The 16,425-nt window shown below is 64.4% G+C and carries 14 protein-coding genes and 4 tRNA genes; 2 read left to right on the forward strand and 16 right to left on the reverse strand.

Annotated elements, in window-relative coordinates; genetic code table 11:
* Positions 1–102: 102 nt before the first annotated feature.
* The 4 genes from ACQHI0_RS25020 to rplJ all read right to left on the reverse strand — a co-directional run bounded on the left by ACQHI0_RS25020 (position 103) and on the right by rplJ (position 6,565).
* Positions 103–3,603: a DNA-directed RNA polymerase subunit beta gene (locus tag ACQHI0_RS25020; protein ID WP_358060948.1), complete on the reverse strand. Its 3,501-nt coding sequence runs from the start codon at positions 3,601–3,603 to the stop codon at positions 103–105.
* Between the two features lie 667 nt (positions 3,604–4,270).
* The gene (locus tag ACQHI0_RS25025) at positions 4,271–5,350 is read right to left on the reverse strand and encodes an ABC transporter ATP-binding protein (protein WP_427904252.1); all 1,080 of its coding nucleotides are present in this window, start codon (positions 5,348–5,350) and stop codon (positions 4,271–4,273) included.
* A 234-nt stretch (positions 5,351–5,584) separates the two neighbouring features.
* On the reverse strand, positions 5,585–5,971 hold the full coding sequence (gene rplL, locus ACQHI0_RS25030; protein ID WP_427904253.1) for a 50S ribosomal protein L7/L12: 387 nt from the start codon (positions 5,969–5,971) through the stop codon (positions 5,585–5,587).
* Between the two features lie 60 nt (positions 5,972–6,031).
* Positions 6,032–6,565: a 50S ribosomal protein L10 gene (gene rplJ / locus ACQHI0_RS25035; protein ID WP_266293657.1), complete on the reverse strand. Its 534-nt coding sequence runs from the start codon at positions 6,563–6,565 to the stop codon at positions 6,032–6,034.
* A 417-nt stretch (positions 6,566–6,982) separates the two neighbouring features.
* Between rplJ and ACQHI0_RS25040 the strand changes: the two genes are divergently transcribed.
* Positions 6,983–8,599, forward strand: a complete 1,617-nt coding sequence (locus tag ACQHI0_RS25040) for an MFS transporter (RefSeq protein WP_427904254.1) — start codon at positions 6,983–6,985, stop codon at positions 8,597–8,599.
* Between the two features lie 78 nt (positions 8,600–8,677).
* Here the strand turns inward: ACQHI0_RS25040 and rplA are convergent, their stop codons facing one another.
* The 10 genes from rplA to ACQHI0_RS25090 form a co-directional block, all read right to left on the reverse strand.
* The gene (rplA, locus tag ACQHI0_RS25045) at positions 8,678–9,391 is read right to left on the reverse strand and encodes a 50S ribosomal protein L1 (protein ID WP_301903705.1); all 714 of its coding nucleotides are present in this window, start codon (positions 9,389–9,391) and stop codon (positions 8,678–8,680) included.
* Between the two features lie 157 nt (positions 9,392–9,548).
* Positions 9,549–9,983, reverse strand: coding sequence for a 50S ribosomal protein L11 (gene rplK, locus ACQHI0_RS25050; protein ID WP_063004011.1), 435 nt, complete (start codon positions 9,981–9,983; stop codon positions 9,549–9,551).
* Positions 9,984–10,199: 216 nt separating this feature from the next.
* Entirely contained in the window at positions 10,200–11,033 is an 834-nt protein-coding gene (gene nusG / locus ACQHI0_RS25055) for a transcription termination/antitermination protein NusG (RefSeq protein WP_427904255.1), read from the reverse strand.
* A 112-nt stretch (positions 11,034–11,145) separates the two neighbouring features.
* Positions 11,146–11,517, reverse strand: coding sequence for a preprotein translocase subunit SecE (gene secE / locus ACQHI0_RS25060; RefSeq protein ID WP_427904256.1), 372 nt, complete (start codon positions 11,515–11,517; stop codon positions 11,146–11,148).
* Positions 11,518–11,548: 31 nt separating this feature from the next.
* Positions 11,549–11,621, reverse strand: a tRNA-Trp gene (locus ACQHI0_RS25065).
* 194 nt (positions 11,622–11,815) lie between these two features.
* Positions 11,816–12,889 carry a fused (3R)-hydroxyacyl-ACP dehydratase subunits HadA/HadB gene (locus ACQHI0_RS25070; protein ID WP_427909287.1) on the reverse strand — a complete coding sequence of 358 codons (1,074 nt, stop codon included), beginning with the start codon at positions 12,887–12,889 and terminating at the stop codon, positions 11,816–11,818.
* Positions 12,890–13,051: 162 nt separating this feature from the next.
* Positions 13,052–13,222: a 50S ribosomal protein L33 gene (rpmG, locus tag ACQHI0_RS25075; protein WP_056814348.1), complete on the reverse strand. Its 171-nt coding sequence runs from the start codon at positions 13,220–13,222 to the stop codon at positions 13,052–13,054.
* 36 nt (positions 13,223–13,258) lie between these two features.
* Positions 13,259–13,334 (reverse strand) — tRNA-Met (locus ACQHI0_RS25080).
* A 59-nt stretch (positions 13,335–13,393) separates the two neighbouring features.
* Positions 13,394–13,466, reverse strand: a tRNA-Thr gene (locus ACQHI0_RS25085).
* 243 nt (positions 13,467–13,709) lie between these two features.
* Positions 13,710–13,792 (reverse strand) — tRNA-Tyr (locus ACQHI0_RS25090).
* 176 nt (positions 13,793–13,968) lie between these two features.
* On the opposite strand from ACQHI0_RS25090, the gene ACQHI0_RS25095 reads away from it, so the two are divergent.
* A complete protein-coding gene (locus ACQHI0_RS25095; RefSeq protein ID WP_056814350.1) occupies positions 13,969–14,460 on the forward strand; it encodes a YajQ family cyclic di-GMP-binding protein in 492 nt (163 codons plus the stop codon).
* Between the two features lie 18 nt (positions 14,461–14,478).
* On the opposite strand, the gene htpX is transcribed toward ACQHI0_RS25095, so the two are convergent.
* Positions 14,479–15,345, reverse strand: a complete 867-nt coding sequence (gene htpX / locus ACQHI0_RS25100) for a zinc metalloprotease HtpX (protein WP_427904257.1) — start codon at positions 15,343–15,345, stop codon at positions 14,479–14,481.
* 37 nt (positions 15,346–15,382) lie between these two features.
* Entirely contained in the window at positions 15,383–16,405 is a 1,023-nt protein-coding gene (locus tag ACQHI0_RS25105; protein WP_427904258.1) for a polyprenyl synthetase family protein, read from the reverse strand.
* Between the last annotated feature and the right edge of the window lie 20 nt (positions 16,406–16,425).

Below are 16,425 nucleotides of genomic sequence, written 5' to 3' on the forward strand. Positions count from 1 at the left end.
CCCTATTCGGGTCGAATTCGAGCAAAAGTTCACTAGTTTGGTCGAGCGCGGGGCGCGGGGCGGCTGCCCTTTTCCAAGGGACAGCCGCACCGCGCGTACCACCTAGTTCGCCAGATCGTCGATGGTTGCGGCTTCGTTCCTGGACAGGTTGATGCCCAGGTTCGCGGCCGCGCGCTCCAGATCCTCGTCTTCGCCGCCGCCCATCTCGATCGCGGCGCCGTCCGAAGACAGCACCTCGACGTTGAGGCACAGTGACTGGAGTTCCTTGAGGAGCACCTTGAACGACTCCGGAATGCCCGGCTCCGGAATGTTCTCGCCCTTGACGATGGCCTCGTAGACCTTCACGCGGCCGACCACGTCGTCGGACTTGATGGTCAGGAGTTCCTGCAGCGTGTACGCCGCGCCGTAGGCCTGCATGGCCCAGCACTCCATCTCACCGAAACGCTGACCACCGAACTGCGCCTTACCACCCAGCGGCTGCTGCGTGATCATCGAGTACGGACCGGTCGAACGGGCGTGGATCTTGTCGTCGACCAGGTGGTGCAGCTTCAGGATGTACATGTAACCGACCGCGACCGGGTACGGGAACGGCTCACCCGAACGACCGTCGAACAGCGTCGACTTGCCGTCGGCGTTGACCATCCGCTCACCGTCACGGTTGGGCAGGGTCGAGCCGAGCAGACCGGTCAGCTCGTCATCCTTGGCACCGTCGAAGACGGGCGTGGCGATGTTCGAGTCGGCCGGCGCCGCCAGCATCTCCTCGGGCAGCGTCGCCGCCCACTCGGGGCGGGTGCCATCCGCGGCCACGTCGATATTCCAGCCGGCCTTACCGATCCACCCGAGATGGGTTTCCAGGATCTGGCCGATGTTCATACGACGGGGCACACCGTGGGTGTTCAGGATGATGTCGACCGGCGTGCCGTCGGGCATGAACGGCATGTCCTCGATGGGGAGGATCTTGCCGATGACGCCCTTGTTGCCGTGGCGACCGGCGAGCTTGTCGCCGTCCTGGATCTTGCGCTTCTGCGCCACGTAGACGCGGACCAGCTCGTTCACACCGGGAGGCAGATCGTCGTCGTCCTCGCGCGAGAACACGCGAATGCCGATGACCTTGCCGGACTCACCGTGGGGCACCTTCAGCGAGGTGTCGCGAACTTCGCGAGCCTTCTCACCGAAGATGGCACGCAGCAGACGCTCTTCCGGGGTGAGCTCGGTCTCGCCCTTTGGCGTGACCTTGCCGACCAGGATGTCGCCGTCGCGAACCTCGGCACCGATGCGGATGATGCCGCGCTCGTCGAGGTCGGCGAGGACCTCATCGGAGACGTTCGGGATATCCCGGGTGATCTCCTCGGCACCGAGCTTGGTGTCGCGAGCATCGATCTCGTGCTCTTCGATGTGGATCGAGGTGAGAACGTCCTCTTCCACGAGGCGCTGCGACAGGATGATCGCGTCCTCGTAGTTGTGGCCTTCCCACGGCATGATCGCGACGAGCAAGTTCTTGCCCAGCGCCATCTCACCGTTCTCGGTGCAGGGGCCGTCCGCGAGGACCTGCCCCTTCTCCACCCGATCGCCCTCGTCCACGATCGGACGCTGGTTCGAGCAGGTGCCCTGGTTCGACCGGTTGAACTTGCGCATCCGGTAGGACTTGCGGCTGCCGTCGTCGGCCATCACGGTGACGTAATCGGCCGAGACCTCTTCGACGACACCGGGCTTCTCGTTGACAACGACGTCGCCCGCGTCGACGGCTGCGCGCAGCTCCATGCCGGTACCCACGATCGGGGACTCGGAACGGATCAGCGGCACGGCCTGACGCTGCATGTTCGCACCCATGAGGGCACGGTTGGCATCGTCGTGCTCGAGGAACGGGATCATGGCCGTCGCGACCGACACCATCTGGCGCGGCGAGATGTCCATGAAGTCGACCTGCGCCGGCGTCACGAACTCGACCTCTTCGCCCGCACGGCGGACGAGGACCTTCTCCTCGAGGAAGCGACCCTCGGCGTCGACCGGGGAATTGGCCTGCGCGCGAACGTAGCGGTCTTCCTCGTCGGCGGTCAGGTACTTGACCTCGTCGGTGACCTTGCCGTCGACAACCTTCTGGTACGGCGTCTCGATGAAGCCGAACGGGTTGACCCGCGCGTACACCGACAGCGAACCGATCAGGCCGATGTTCGGGCCTTCCGGGGTCTCGATCGGGCACATGCGGCCGTAGTGCGACGGGTGGACGTCACGAACTTCCAGACCGGCACGCTCACGGGACAGACCACCCGGGCCGAGCGCCGACAGGCGGCGCTTGTGGGTCAGGCCCGACAGCGGGTTGTTCTGGTCCATGAACTGCGACAGCTGCGAAGTTCCGAAGAACTCCTTGATCGCGGCGACAACCGGACGGATGTTGATCAGGGTCTGCGGCGTGATCGCCTCGACGTCCTGAGTCGTCATCCGCTCGCGAACCACGCGCTCCATACGAGACAGACCGACGCGGATCTGGTTCTGGATGAGCTCGCCGACGGTGCGCAGACGACGGTTACCGAAGTGGTCGATGTCGTCGATCTCGACGGGGACCTCTTCACCGCCGGGGGCGGTCATCGTGCGGTCACCGGCGTGCAGACGCACCAGGTACTCGATGGTGTCGACGATGTCTTCCTTGGTGAGAACCGAGGAGGTCACCGGCTCGTGCACGTGGATGCCGAGCTTCTTGTTGATCTTGTAACGACCGACGCGGGCCAGGTCGTAGCGCTTCTCCTTGAAGAACAGGTTCTCCAGCAGAGTCTGCGCGGACTCCTTGGTCGGCGGCTCGCCCGGACGCAGCTTGCGGTAGATATCGAGCAGCGCCTCGTCCTGGCCGGGCGTGCTGTCCTTCTCCAGGGTGGACATCATGATCTCGGAGAAGCCGAAACGCTCGACGATCTCCTCGGTCGTCCAACCCAGCGCCTTCAGCAGCACGGTGACCGGCTGACGGCGCTTGCGGTCGATACGGACACCGACGGTGTCGCGCTTGTCGACGTCGAACTCCAGCCACGCGCCGCGCGACGGAATCACGCGCACGCTGTGCAGGTCCTTCTCGGTGGTCTTGTCGATGTTGTGATCGAAGTAGACGCCCGGGGAACGGACCAGCTGCGAGACGACGACACGCTCGGTGCCGTTGATGATGAAGGTGCCCTTGTCGGTCATCATGGGGAAATCGCCCATGAACACCGTCTGGCTCTTGATCTCGCCGGTGTTGTTGTTGATGAACTCCGCGGTGACGAACAACGGCGCCGCGTAGGTCATGTCCTTCTCTTTGCACTCGTCGATGGAGGCCTTGACCTCTTCGAAGCGCGGATCAGAGAACGACAGGGACATGGAACCGGAGAAGTCCTCGATCGGCGAGAGCTCTTCGAGCACCTCCTCGAGGCCGCCTGCGAGACCGACGTCGCCGCGAGCGGCTGCCTTCTCACGCCAGTCGGGTGTACCGACCAGCCAGGCGAACGAGTCCGTTTGTAGGTCGAGAAGTCCGGGCACCTCGAGGGGCTCACGGATCTTCGCGAACGAAACCCTCAACGGGGCTCCGGGGATACCAGCCTTGGTCTGGGTGGAGACTGCCAAGATGCGTCCTTCCAGCACCTCACGCGCGTCGCGTGGTGGTCCGCGACCGTCGCTTGTCTGCTACGAATTCCGCTGGTTACAGCCCGAACGAAACCAGAACAAGCAGCAGCGGAAGTAACACCGGAAGGGTGGAACTTTCGAGTGCGAATCAAGGTGTGGACAGGAGGCAGCCAGCGCAACGTCCAAACTTACACCCCTAGACAAGGGAGTGTCAACATACCATCCGTGTGACCGCTCGCACGGGATAACGCGCCGAAGCCCTGGACGCTGGCCGCGTCAGATCCTTCACCGCTCTGCGCCCTGCCGCCGACTCCCCCGAGCCGACTGCCCACCTGGCGCTGAGCCCTCTATTCAACTGGCGCTGAGCCCCTGTTCAGCTGACGCTGACGCCTACTTTCGCTGGCGCAGGGCCCTTTTCTCACTGGCGCTGATGCCCCTTAACAGCTGACGCTGCTGTGAATAGGGTGACGGTTCGCGGGCCCCTCGTCAAGTGCCGCGGGTAGGTCGGTTCGCGATGCGAGATCGCCTGGCGCGCTGGGGATCCCCCACCCGGCGCCGCGGTCATTTTACTCGCGACACGCCGTGCGCGCCAGCTGGCAGACGGCCGGTCAGCGACTGTTTTCCGCCCTGTCACGCAGATGAGCCCCGGCCGTAGGCCGGGGCTCATCTGAGGCGTAAAAGTCGCTCAGCCGTTGATCTGGCCGTGCGGAACCGTCTTGAACGTTTCGGTGGGCTGATCGCTGCCGGCGTAGTTCGCCATCACCTGAGTGTCGTCGGAGGAATCCAGCGATTCGCGGATCGCCACCTGCGCCGCGTGCGGCAGCGTGTGGATGATCTCGCGCACGCGCGCCTGACGGCGGAACACGGCCTGGCGGGCCGGCATGCCGGGCTCGGCCTTCATCTGCGGGATGATGCCGTCGATCTCCTCGGCGCCACCGTGGTGGTGACCGGCGTCGACGAGGGCCTGCTCGCGCGCCATCTGCGCCTCGTCCTTCTCCTCCGACATACCGATCGGGCCGATCATGCGGCCGTTGAGGAACTGCTTGACCACCGGCTCCTCGCTGGTGAGCAGCACCTCACGGGGGCCGAACATCACCAGCTGACGGCGGAAGAGCATGCCGATGTTGTCCGGCACGGTGCGGGCCAGGTTGATGTTGTGCGTCACGATCAGGATCGTGGCGTCGATCTGCGCGTTGATATTGAGCAGCAGCTGCGCCAGGTACGAGGTACGCACCGGGTCCAGGCCCGAGTCGGGCTCGTCGACGAGGATGATCTGCGGGTCGAGGACCAGCGCGCGGGCCAGCCCGGCGCGCTTGCGCATACCGCCGGAGATCTCGCCGGGCAGCTTGCCCTCGGCGCCGAGCAGACCGGTCAGCTCGAGCTTCTCCATGACCACGCGGCGGATCTCGGATTCCGTCTTCTTCGTGTGCTCACGAAGCGGGAAAGCGATGTTGTCGTACAAATTCATCGAGCCGAACAGCGCACCGTCCTGGAAAAGGACGCCGAACAGTTTGCGGATCTCGTAGAGCTCCTTGTTGGAGCAGGTCATGATGTCGGTGCCATCGATGAAGATGGACCCGCGCTCGGGCCGCAGCAGACCGATGAGCGACTTCAGGAACACCGACTTACCCGTACCCGAAGGGCCGAGCAACGCACTGACCTCACCCGAAGGGAGCGTGATCGACACGTCCTGCCAAATTCGCTGTGAACCGAAGGATTTAGTTACACCCTCGGTCCTGACCTCGACGCCCACTGCTACCTCCATTGATCCCTGCGAGCACCCCACCCGCGTTCCCGCGCGCTCACATCACGGCGGTGCGCTACGACTCTGTGGGTCCGGTCACTGTAACCCATCAGTGAGACGGGGCACACCCCTACATGACTGAAGAGTAACCTGCGACGGTTCCCACGACCCGGATCACTTTCGCATGTCCGGGACAAATAGCAAACGGGCGGCCCATAAAGGACCGCCCGTTCACAACAGCACAGGGTTGCCGAATTACTTGACGGAAACCTTGGCGCCGGCCTCTTCGAGCTTCGCCTTGGCGGCCTCGGCGGCATCCTTGGCGACCTTCTCCAGGATCGGCTTCGGGGCGCCCTCGACCAGGTCCTTGGCTTCCTTCAGGCCCAGGCCCGAGACGATCTCACGGACCACCTTGATGACCTGGATCTTCTTGTCGCCGGCACCCTCGAGGATGACGTCGAACTCGTCCTGCTCTTCAGCGGCGTCAGCCGGAGCAGCGGCGCCACCGGCAGCGGCGATCGCGACGGGGGCAGCAGCGGTGACCTCGAACTTGTCCTCGAACGCCTTGACGAAGGAGGACAGCTCCAGGAGGGTCATCTCCGAGAAAACGTCGAGCAGCTCTTCAGTGGACAGCTTGGCCATGATTGTTCCTTTCGGTGGTGAATGTCTTTGCGCGCGGGCGTAATACCCGAGCAGGGGGTATTACTCGGCAGCGCCTTCGGCGGCCTGCTTCTTCTCCTGCAGCGCGGCGGCCAGACGGGCCACCTGACCTGCGGGAGCGTTGAACAGACCGGCCGCCTTGGACAGGTTGCCCTTCATCGCGCCTGCCAGCTTGGCCAGCAGGACCTCGCGGGTCTCCAGGTCGGCGATCTTCTCGACCTCGGACACGGACAGCGCAGCGCCGTCCATGTAGCCGCCCTTGATGACGAGTGCCTTGTTGTCCTTGGCGAAGGTCTTGAGGGCCTTCGCGGCCAGGACGGGCTCACCCGAAATGAAGGTGATGGCGGTCGGTCCGACGAACAAGTCGTCCAGGCCCTCGACGCCCGCTTCCGCGGCCGCGATCTTGACCAGGGTGTTCTTGGCGACGGAGTACGTGGCGTCGGCGCCGAGCGCACGACGCAGCTCGGTGAGCTTGCCGACCGACAGGCCACGGTATTCCGTGACAACAGTGGCCGTGGAGTTCTTGAACTGCTCCGCGATCTCCGCGACAGCGGTGACCTTTTCAGGTTTCGCCATACTTCGCCTCCTCTCTGATGTCGGTTTCGTTGGTGCACTACCGAATCAGGGGCCGGCGACAAAACGAACGCCCCGGACGCAAGGCGTACCGGGGCGCAAAATAACTTCGGCCTCAGCTCTCCCTGCGTGGGTCGCCGGCAATGTCGCCGGACCTTCGATCGACACCGTGAAATTCGGCATCAACGACCAACGGTCTTCGGTAGAACGAATGGGTGTGGTCCTCGCCGGATGTATGCACATCCCGCATGACCGTTGCTTACTGTACCTGCACCTACCCCCATCTGCCAAAACGGGTACCTCACGGACCAATTCGGGCGAATTCGATGTGACCCAAGCCACTTCGGCACGGCGATGTGTCAGCGATCCCAGCCAAAAGGTGTTACGTGCAGTGACAGTAATCTGGTTGACTCCGATGCTATGGCAACCTCCATAGTCGCTCCATCAATGCTGCTGGACCGGCGTTCGCAGCGGTTTCTCGCGCTCGCCGTCATCTGTCTGGCCGAATTGCTGGTGGTGCTCGACAACACCATCGTCAATGTCGCCCTTCCCTCGATCGGCGTCCAACTACAGACCGGGGTCTCCGGGCTGCAGTGGGTCGTCGACGCCTACACCCTCACCTTCGCCGGCCTGCTACTGGCGGCGGGCAATCTCGGTGACCGCTACGGCCGCCGCCGGATCATGACCGTCGGCCTCGTCGGTATCGCGGCGATGTCGGTCGGCGGCGCGCTCGCCGAGTCGATGACGCAGGTCATCGTCGCCAGGGCCGCGATGGGCGTTTTCGCCGCCGCGGTCTTCCCCGCCACCCTCGCCCTGATCATCAATATCTTCACCGACCGGCGCGAACGCGCGCTGGCCATCGCCGCGTGGACCGCGATGGCCGGGTTCGCGATCGCCATCGGCCCGATCTCGGGCGGCTGGCTGCTCGAACATTTCAGCTGGCACTCGGTGTTCTGGATCAACGTGCCGGTGGCGCTGATCGCGCTGATCGCGACGCTGATCTGGGTGCCCGAATCGCGCGCCGACAAGATCGGCAAACTCGATCTCGTCGGTATCGCGCTCTCGATCGCCGGGATCACGCTGGTGGTGTGGTCGATCATCGAAGCGCCGCACAATGGCTGGCTCTCGCTCACCACCCTGTGCACCGCGGCGCTCGGCACCGTGCTGCTCGCCGGCTTCGTGACGTGGGAATTGCGCACTGCCGCACCGATTCTCGATATGCGGTTGTTCCGCAACCGCCGATTCTCGTTGCCCGCGCTGGCAATCGCCATCGGCTACTTCTCGATGTTCGGTTTCCTTTTCCTGATCACCCAGTATTTCCAGGGCGTGCGCGAATACACCCCGCTCGAATTCGGTATCGCCTCACTGCCGTTCGCCGTCTCGGTCGCGATCGGCGCACCGGTCGCGACGCTGCTGGCGCAACGGGTCGGCACCACCGCGGTGCTGGTGCTGGGCCTGCTGCTCATCGGCGCCGGCCTCTATCTGGGCGGGCAGGTCACCGTCGACAGCACCTACGTGATCGGCGTGCTGCCCTCGATGGTGTTGATGGCGCTGGGACTCGGCATCGTGCAGGGACCGGCCACCGAGTCGATCATGTCCTCGCTCCCGCTGAACGAGGCGGGCGCCGGATCGGCCGTCAACGACACGACCCGCGAGATCGGCGGGACCCTCGGCGTCGCGGTACTCGGCTCGATCGTGGCCTCGTACTACACCAGCCGGATCGGCGCGCGCATCGACGCGATCCCGATGGGCATCATGAACGACAACGAGAAGAGCCTGGTCAAGGCCAGTCCGCTCAGCGTGCTGGAACTGCGTAAGCGCGAGCTCACGCCGTTCTTCGAAACCCAGCGCGAGAATCTGATCATCGCCATGAAGTCCGCGACGCTGCAGGGCGCACACGCCGCCTCACTGGTCGCCACCGGCGCGGTGCTGGTGTGCGCGGTGATCGTGGCCGTCTTCCTGCCGTGGAAGCCGCAGAACGGCGAATCCGTGCTGCTCGGCTGGCGCGACAAGGCACCCGAACCGCAGAACGACTGACCGGCAAACGCCAGAGGGTGGGAACGCAGTGCGTTCCCACCCTCGTGGTTGCTCTAGGAGCTAGCTGTCAGCCGAAGCTCACGCATCCTCGTCGAGGAGGTTGCGGGTGCGGTTCGGGTCCACCGGGATGCCCGGTCCGGTGTTCGTCGAAACCGTGATCTTCTTGACGTAGCGACCCTTGGCGGTCGACGGCTTCACACGCAGGATCTCGTCCAGCGCGGCGCCGTAGTTCTCCACCAGCTTGGCATCGTCGAAGGACGCCTTGCCGATGACGAAGTGCAGGTTGGCCTGCTTGTCGACGCGGAAGTTGATCTTGCCGCCCTTGATCTCGTTGACGGCCTTGGTCACATCGTTGGTGACGGTGCCCGTCTTCGGGTTCGGCATCAGACCACGCGGGCCGAGGACACGCGCGATGCGGCCGACCTTGGCCATCTGATCCGGGGTGGCGATCGCGGCGTCGAAGTCGAGCCAGCCGCCCTGGATCCGCTCGATCAGGTCCTCGGCGCCCACGGCGTCGGCGCCGGCGGCCTCGGCCTCGGAAGCCTTCTCGCCCGCGGCGAACACGATGACGCGGGCAGTCTTACCGGTGCCGTGCGGCAGGTTGACGGTGCCACGGACCATCTGGTCGGCCTTGCGGGGATCCACGCCGAGACGGACGGCGACCTCGACGGTCGCGTCGGTCTTGGTGGTCGCGGTCTCCTTCGCCAGGCGCGCGGCGGCCAGCGGGGAGTACAGGTTGTCGCGATCGACCTTCTCAGCAGCGGCGAGGTACGCCTTGCTTCGTTTTGCCATGATTCTCTGTCCTTAAAGTTCTGGGTTCAGATGTGGTTTCGTCGGGCCTGGCCGGCCCTCCCACATGAGAGCGAGATTCGCTCAGCCTGCAGTGCCTGATCGAAGGCTTCGCTACGCCTGCGTGGTTACGCTGCGCTGCCGCCTCCGGCGCTGACGCTCAGCCTTCGACGGTGATACCCATCGAACGCGCGGTACCGGCGATGATCTTCGCGGCCTGATCGATGTCAGTGGCGTTGAGATCCTCGGCCTTGGTCTTGGCGATCTCGCGGACCTGGTCCATCGTGACCTTGGCGACCTTGGTCTTGTGCGGCTCAGCGGAGCCCTTCTGCACACCGGCGGCCTTGAGCAGCAGCCGAGCGGCAGGCGGGGTCTTCAGCTTGAAGTCGAACGTCCGGTCCTCGTACACCGAGATCTCGACCGGAATGACGTTGCCACGCTGCGACTCGGTCGCGGCGTTGTACGCCTTGCAGAACTCCATGATGTTGACGCCGTGCTGACCGAGCGCGGGGCCGACCGGCGGTGCCGGGTTGGCTGCGCCGGCCTGGATCTGCAGCTTGATGATCCCGGCGAGCTTCTTCTTCTTGGGGGGCATCTTTCTTCCTTGGCTTTCTGGGGTTCGGTTCCTTACGGTTGCCGTAAGCCTCGTATCCGCGCACGACCGGTCCCCGACAAGTACTGCGGGGAAGTCAGAACACGAACCATCACACTCTACCGAACCGGTCTCGCACCTCGACAATCGGGTGGCGACCAGCACAAACACCAACGGCACCGCCGATGAGCGGTGCCGTTGACGCGGGTGTGGAAATCTTTAGATCTTGGAGACCTGGGTGAAGTTCAGCTCGACCGGGGTCTCGCGACCGAAGATCGACACGAGCACCTTGAGCTTCTGCTGCTCGGCGTTGACCTCGGAGATCGACGCGGGCAGCGTGGCGAACGGGCCGTCCATGACGGTGACCGACTCGCCGACCTCGAAGTCGACCTCGATGGTGGGCTTGCCCGAAGCCGAGCTACCGGCATCCGAACCACTGGCAGCGGCCGCGGCGGCCTTCTTCTGCGCCTGCGCACCGGCCGGGACCAGGAACTTCACGACCTCGTTGATGGTCAGCGGGGTCGGCTTGGCGCCGGGGCCACCGCCGGTCATGCCGACGAAACCGGTGACACCCGGGGTGTTGCGGACCGCGCCCCACGACTCGTTGTTCAGTTCCATCCGGACCAGGATGTAGCCCGGCAACACCTTGCGGTTGACGTTCTTCTTCTGGCCGTTCTTGATCTCGGTGACCTCTTCGGTCGGTACCTCGACCTGGAAGATGTAGTCCTCGAGACCGAGGTTCTGCACACGGGTCTCCAGGTTGGTCTTGACCTTGTTCTCGTAACCGGCGTACGAGTGCACGACGTACCAGTCGCCGGGCACGCGGCGCAGCTTGGTCTTCATCGACTCGATCGGGTCGGCCTCGGGGTCTTCCTCGGTGGCGACTTCGTCGATCACGGCTTCGTCGACGACAGCCTCTTCGGCTGCGGCTTCGTCATCGGCCACGTCGGCATCGGCGAGCTCGGCGGCCTCGACCTCGTCGGTGGCGGTTTCCGCCACGACCGTGTCGTCAACCGGGAACTCGTCGTTGGTGTCGTTCTCCGGGGTGCTCACTGAGGCACTCGCTTCCTGTGTCGTCACGTACATCGTCTGGGCCGGGTCGGTCGCGCGGAGGCACGCTCCGCCGTTCCTGCCCGCAATCGGCTACCGGCGTGGGTGTCGGCGATCAGCCGAACAGCCAGTCGACACCCTTGACGAACGCTATGTCGATCCCGGCGATGAACGCGACCATGAAGACCACGAACACCAGAACGACGGCCGTATAGGTGACCATCTGCTTCCGGTTGGGCCAGATCACCTTGCGCAGTTCCCCGATGACCTCTCGCAGGAACTTCAGCAGCCGCTTGAACGGGTTGCCCGCCTTGCCGGCAGTCTTGTCTGCCTTGCGCGAGGACGATGGCCGATCGAGCGTGGCCACCGATCCGTTGTCTGCCGGCGCATCCGACGCGCGCACCCGACGAGCAGACCGCTTGCCACTCGGTCGAGTGGCAGCGGCGGTGTCCTCGCCGTCTTCGCGAGTGTCCCGCTCGTCGCTCACGTCGATCCTCTCTCGTCGCTGGCATTCAGGGCAGGGGCGACAGGACTTGAACCTGCAACCTGCGGTTTTGGAGACCGCTGCTCTGCCAATTGAGCTACGCCCCTTCGGTTGGACCAGCCTGAGCTGTAGTGCCCAACCACATTCGATATTCGGTTGTCTCCAGTGTCACACAACACGCGCGCCGCTTCCATGAGGGTTAACCCCTCGGGAAGATCAGCGCGCAGCATCTCGTGACCCCAGAGTCCCGACTATACGTCACCGCGCGCGGTTATCGCCAATCCACCGACACTCGACCAGGTCAGGACAACTGAACGGTTGCCGTGGCGCGCCCGAAGATCTTTTTGCCCGCCGACTTCGCGATGATGGCGACCACCGCGGTCCGCGCCTCCGGGTCGACCGATTTCACCTTTCCGGTGAATTCGAGCTCGGCCGGAGCGTCGGCACCGACGTAGACCGGGCTCGTGAAGCGGACGTTGTATTCCTGCACCGCGCCGGGATCGCCCAGCCACGAGGTGACGAAACCGCCGCCGAGTCCCATCGTGAGCATGCCGTGCGCGACCACGTTGTCCAGGCCGACCAGCTTCACGACCTCGTCGCTCCAGTGGATCGGGTTCGCGTCGCCGGAGACACCCGCGTAGTTGACCAGGTCGCCGCGGGTGAGTCGCACCACGCGCGAAGGCAGCTCGTCGCCGACCGAGACGCTGTCGAAGGACAGGGCGTGCGCGCTGAGCGTCGGAGCGGGTTGTCTGGTGATCGGGTCCGGTGTGATCCCGACCGCGAGCTCGGACGGCGCGTGGTGGGCGGGCTCTTCCTCGCCGAGGCCGTGCATGAGCACGTTGCGCACCGCGTCCGACATCCGTGGATCGATGTCACCGCCGCTGCGGCCGATCAGGGTGGTGTAGGTGGTGAGCACCAATTCGTCGTCCTGGGCGGTGACGATGTTCTTGGTCACGATGATGTCGCCGCCGAAGGCCTGGCGGAAAGAATGCAGATACACATCACAGGTCAACTGGTCGCCGACCCGGATCGGGCGGTGGAATTCCAGGATCTGGTCGGTCTGCATGATCTGACTCAGGTCGTACCCGGTCACGATCTGTTCGAACAGTTTGCGCTGGGCGAGGATTCCGACCAGGGAAATGAAGGTGAGCGGAGCGACCAGGCCCTGGTGGCCGTACTCGCGGGCGATGTCTTCTTCCCAGTGCACCGGGTGGTAATCCTGCACCGCACGGGCGTATTCACGCACCTTCTCGCGGCCGACCTCGTAGTAGTCGTCGACGCGGTAGTGGTGGCCGACCATCGACGCCGCGTGGGCGGCGGGATCGAAGGATTCGGCGGCTGCGGCAGGGACCGCTTCGTGAGTTCCGGTGTTCACTGTCACAACGTGGACCTTACTCACTTGTCAGACGGCATCGCCGTCGACCGGTGTAAAACGTGACACGTCCGGGTACTGTATCGGGCCCGAACTTCGCATGAACTTCCCGGAAAAGCACAAAGGCCGGACTCTCGTCCGGCCTTCGGCAAATGCTGGTGAAAACTAGCGCGACTCGCGGTGCGCCCGGTGAGTTCCGCAGTTCGGGCAGAACTTCTTCAGCTCGAGGCGATCCGGGTCGTTACGCCGGTTCTTCTTGGTGATGTAGTTGCGGTGCTTGCACTCGTCGCAGGCCAAGGTGATCTTTGGCCGGACATCGGTGGACTTCGCGGCCACGATTTGCCTTCTTTCCGGTCTGGGCTGAGTTGAAATTGGTAGCGATGGCCGGACTTGAACCGGCGACACAACGATTATGAGTCGTTTGCTCTACCAACTGAGCTACACCGCCACGGCGGACTAATATCCCGATGATGCCGCGGTAAGCCGCTCACCACCGGCAATCCGGCGAGCCCCCTAACGGAATCGAACCGTTGACCTTTTCCTTACCATGGAAACGCTCTACCGACTGAGCTAAGGGGGCATGACAACGTGGCACAGAGTCTGTATCGGCAAGCCGATCAGCGTGACCCCGTGCTCCGGCGTCCTGAACGAGATTACACACTCCTCGCCCAGAGCACCAAATCGGCAGCTCAAGGGCCGTTTTCAGGGGGTTTCAATCCCCTGGATCCGCCAGGCTCACGTCAAGGCTACCCGCGATGCGCGTCGGCACAGCCCACAAACCAAGGAACCCCCGCCGATCTTCATGATCGACGGGGGTTCGATGTGGCAGATGTAGGATTCGAACCTACGTAGGCATAAGCCGACGGATTTACAGTCCGCTCCCATTGGCCGCTCGGGCAATCTGCCGTATGCGCCGTTTCCGGTGCGCTGAGCAGCTTACAACGTACCCACCCGGACTATCAAAACGCCTGCACAGACCCCCTGCGAGCACCGGTTGACCCCCTATGCGGGTACAACTGTCTCGATGGCCGGGTACAACCGGCCCCGGGGTTCGCCGGACCTTCACAGGACAGGAGCGCAGTGTGGCTGATTCGTCATTCGACGTCGTGAGCAAGGTCGATCGTCAGGAGGTCGACAACGCTCTGCATCAGGCCGAGAAGGAGCTGAACTCGCGCTACGACTTCAAGGGCACCGATGCGTCGATCGCGTGGTCGGGCGAGGAAGCCATCGTGCTGACCGCCAATGCCGAGGAGCGGGTACAGGCCGCGCTCGACGTCTTCAAGGAGAAGCTGATCCGGCGCGATATCTCGCTGAAGGCATTCGATGCCGGCGAGGCGCAGCCGTCGGGGAAGGTGTTCAAGATTACCGGCACGCTGGTGCAGGGCATCGACACCGAGAAGGCGAAGAAGATCTCCAAGAAGATCCGCGACGAGGGCCCCAAGGGCGTGAAGGCGCAGATCCAGGGTGAGGAGCTGCGGGTCAGCAGCAAGAAGCGTGATGATCTGCAGGAAGTGATCTCGCTGCTCAAGGGCGAGGATTTCGGCATCGCCCTGCAGTTCGTGAACTACCGCTAGGCGGTCGTCGGGCGGCACTCAGTGCTGATGGGTGTCGCCCCTGGCCAGGTCTTCGAGGCGCTTGATGCGTTCGTCCATCGGGGGGTGGGTGGAGTACCACCGGGCGACGCGATCGCCGGCACGGAACGGGTTGGCGATCATCAGGTGCGATTCGCTGGTGATCTTGGGATCGGGCGGGAGCGGAGCCACCTGGACGCCGCGTTCGATCTTGCGCAGGGCCGAGGCCAAGGCCAGTGGATCGCCGGTGAGTTCGGCGCCGGATCGGTCGGCTTGGAACTCCCGTGATCGCGAGACCGCCATCTTGATCAGACCTGCGGCAATCGGACCGAGCAGTGAGACCAGCAGCACACCGATGATGTTCGGGCCGTTTCCGTCGCGGTTGCCGAACGAGCTCGCGAAGAACGCCATATTCGCCAGGCCGGTGATGACCGAGGCCATCGCGCCCGCCACCGACGAGATCAGGATGTCGCGGTTGTAGACGTGAGACAGCTCGTGGCCGAGCACCGCGCGCAGCTCACGTTCATCGAGCAGTTGCAGGATGCCGCTGGTACAGCAGACCGCCGCGTGTCGGGGATTGCGGCCGGTCGCGAACGCGTTGGGGGCGCTGGTCGGACTGATGTAGAGCCGCGGCATCGGCTGGCGCGCCATCGTCGCGAGCTCGCGCACGATCCGGTACATGACCGGCGCCTCCAGTTCGCTCACCGGTTGCGCGTGCATCGACTTCAACGCCAGTTTGTCGCTGTTGAAGTAGGCGTAGGCGTTCATGCCGACGGCCAGCACAATCGAGATGAGCAGGATCGTCGGGCTGCGGAACATGGCCCCGATGGCGACGATCAACGCCGACATCCCGACCATCAAACCGAACGTTTTGATCCCATTGGGCATGCAGGAGAAACGCGAATCTCGCCCTGAAAGTTCCTCCTCAGCCGACCCGCTCGATGGTGTAGCGGACCAGGCGGGTGAGGGCGTCGTTGGCAGGACCCGCGGGCAGGGCCGCGAGTTCGGTGTCGGCGAGATCGGCGTATTCGGCGAGCTTTTCCTTGGCCAGTGCCATGCCGGGTGAGCGGCGCAGCAGCTCGAGTGCTTCGTCGACCTCGGCGTCGGTTTGCAGTGGGTGAGCCAGCAGGGTGCGCAGGCGGTCGCCGTCGGCGCCGGTCTCGCGCAGCGCGTAGAGCACCGGCAGGGTGTGCACGCCTTCGCGCAGGTCGGTGCCAGGGGTCTTGCCCGACTGCTCGGCGGAGGACGAGATATCGATGATGTCGTCGGAGATCTGGAAGGCGGTGCCGACCGCGTCACCGAGCCGGGCCAGTCGCTCGACATGCTCGGGGCCCGCGCCGGAGAAGGTGCCGCCGAAGCGGCCCGCGGCGGCGATGAGCGAGCCGGTCTTCTCCCACACCACGCGCAGGTAGTGCTCGACGGGATCCTGGGTCTGCTTGGCGCCCATGGTTTCCCGCATCTGGCCGGTGACCAGCTCGGCGAAGGTCTCGGCGATGATGCGGACCGCGTCGGGGCCGAGGGTGGAGGTCAGGCGCGAGGCATGAGCGAACAGATAGTCGCCCGCCAGGATCGCGATGTTGTTACCCCACCGCGAGTTGACGCTCTCCGCGCCGCGACGCTGGGTCGCCTCGTCCATGACGTCGTCGTGGTAGAGGGTCGCGAGGTGCACGAGTTCGACGACCGTGCCCGCGGTGACCAGCGCCGGGTCGGTGGGATTCGGTCCGAGCTGGCCGGTGAGCACGGTGAACAGCGGCCGGAACCGCTTGCCGCCCGCCCTGGCCAGGTGCAGCGCCGCCTCCTGGAGGAATTCCTCGCCGTCGGAGAGTTCGTCGACGAGCAGTTTCTCGACCGCGGCCAGTCCGTCGCGCACGGTGACGGCGAGTTCGGGATCGACGAGATCTACCCCGGCAACCACGGTGCTTTCGTCGCTCACAGCCGATGTGCTCATTATCTTCTCCCAGCGATGCG

Source organism: Nocardia sp. FBN12 (assembly GCF_050320175.1).
Classification (GTDB): domain Bacteria; phylum Actinomycetota; class Actinomycetes; order Mycobacteriales; family Mycobacteriaceae; genus Nocardia.